This is a genomic window from Xenorhabdus szentirmaii DSM 16338, from assembly GCF_002632585.1.
GTDB classification, from domain to species: Bacteria; Pseudomonadota; Gammaproteobacteria; order Enterobacterales; family Enterobacteriaceae; genus Xenorhabdus; species Xenorhabdus szentirmaii.
The window spans coordinates 1-1,325 of sequence record NZ_NIBV01000021.1 but is presented as its reverse complement, the minus strand read 5'-3'; the positions used below and the strand labels follow the sequence as shown (position 1 = coordinate 1,325).

Sequence of the window (1,325 nt, the reverse complement as noted above, 5' to 3'; positions counted from 1 at the left end):
TGATTTAGCCAGCGCCGGGTTTAATATGATGAATCAGTTGCCGGTACTGAGCCAGTCATCGGTCAGCACCTTCAATTCTGTGGGCAGTATGAGGATGAAGAGAGCGGGCTTTACTATAACTGGTTTCGTTATTACTCGCCGGACACCGCACAGTATATCTCAGCAGATCCCATTGGGTTGTTGGGTGGGTTTAATCCGTACGGGTATGTTCATAATCCGTTATCTTGGATTGATCCATTAGGGCTATCTGCAACTTCCTTAGTTAGTCAAATCCATGATCCATTACAAAGAGCCCAAGCATATAGAGACACATTGGGAGGAAAACCGGGAGGTATCGGTAAAAAAAGAAATTTAGCTACTTCAAATTTTGACATAAATGTCGATGGTAAGCCCATCAAAGGAATCGCAGATGCAGCTAGTGGTGAAGGTTCGGTTCCAGGCCTTGTAGACGTTCCAAATCCAAATAAAAGGTTATTTACAACAACAGTAGTTACTCATCCTCGTGCATTTGATTCGGAAGCTAAAATTTTTGAGCACATAGCGAGTAAAATTAATCCTAATGCAAAAGGAACGGTTAATCTTTATTCCGAACTACCAATATGTAAATCATGTCAAGGTGTTATCAAGCAATTCGAAACTATGCATCCAAATGTAAAAGTGAACATAATAAATAAGTGAGATTAACTGATGAGTAAAGATGAATATATTCAATTGATAACCAACTTTGCCTGTATTTTAAGGGAAAGAGGTTTTCCAATTATTGGTTGTGATGATAATCAACTTCGTATATTAGAAAAAAAATATGGGAAATTACCAGAATTTTATAAAATATACTTACAATTAATGGGGGTAGATGCAGGAGACTTCAAAGCTGGTACATCAATATGTTATGCCGAATTAGATGAAATTAATGAGGAAACTTTGGCTCTTATGCATCAATACGGTATATCACCACCTAAAGATATGTTCGCTTTCTTAATGCATCAAGGCTATACATCATTATTATTCACAGATAGGAATAATGAAGATCCTGAAATATATTGTTATACAGAATGCCAAGATATAATTGATATAGAAAAAACATTCAGTGCATGTATTGAGGCCGAAATTAACGAATATTTGTCATAACTAAATAGGTTGCAAAAAAGCCGGAAAGATCTCTGTGATCTTCCGGTTTTGTTCTTTTTTAAGAGCGGCTCATTCCCTGCCCTTAGCGGCTTTTGTCATCGCCAATCAGCTCCCGCATTCTCAGCTTAATCTCACTGATTTGTTCGCGCTGGCGCTGGTATTGCTGTTTGAGGCCGTTCGTCTCGTCACTGTCGGGG

At 38.4% G+C, this 1,325-nt stretch carries 2 protein-coding genes and 1 pseudogene; all 3 read left to right on the top strand.

Annotated features, from left to right (window positions below):
• Positions 1-69 precede the first annotated feature (69 nt).
• Positions 70-249, top strand: a pseudogene (locus tag Xsze_RS21405) (RHS repeat-associated core domain-containing protein); the annotation flags it as partial.
• A 63-nt stretch (positions 250-312) separates the two neighbouring features.
• On the top strand, positions 313-678 hold the full coding sequence (locus Xsze_RS21400) for a deaminase domain-containing protein (RefSeq protein WP_244431742.1): 366 nt from the start codon (positions 313-315) through the stop codon (positions 676-678).
• A gap of 9 nt (positions 679-687) precedes the next feature.
• On the top strand, positions 688-1,128 hold the full coding sequence (locus Xsze_RS21395; protein ID WP_051462290.1) for an SMI1/KNR4 family protein: 441 nt from the start codon (positions 688-690) through the stop codon (positions 1,126-1,128).
• The last annotated feature ends 197 nt before the right edge of the window (positions 1,129-1,325 follow it).

Excerpts from the sequence above, each read along its gene's own strand:
- Xsze_RS21395 (WP_051462290.1), top strand. The coding sequence starts at position 688 with ATGAGTAAAGATGAATATATTCAATTGATAACCAACTTTGCCTGTATT.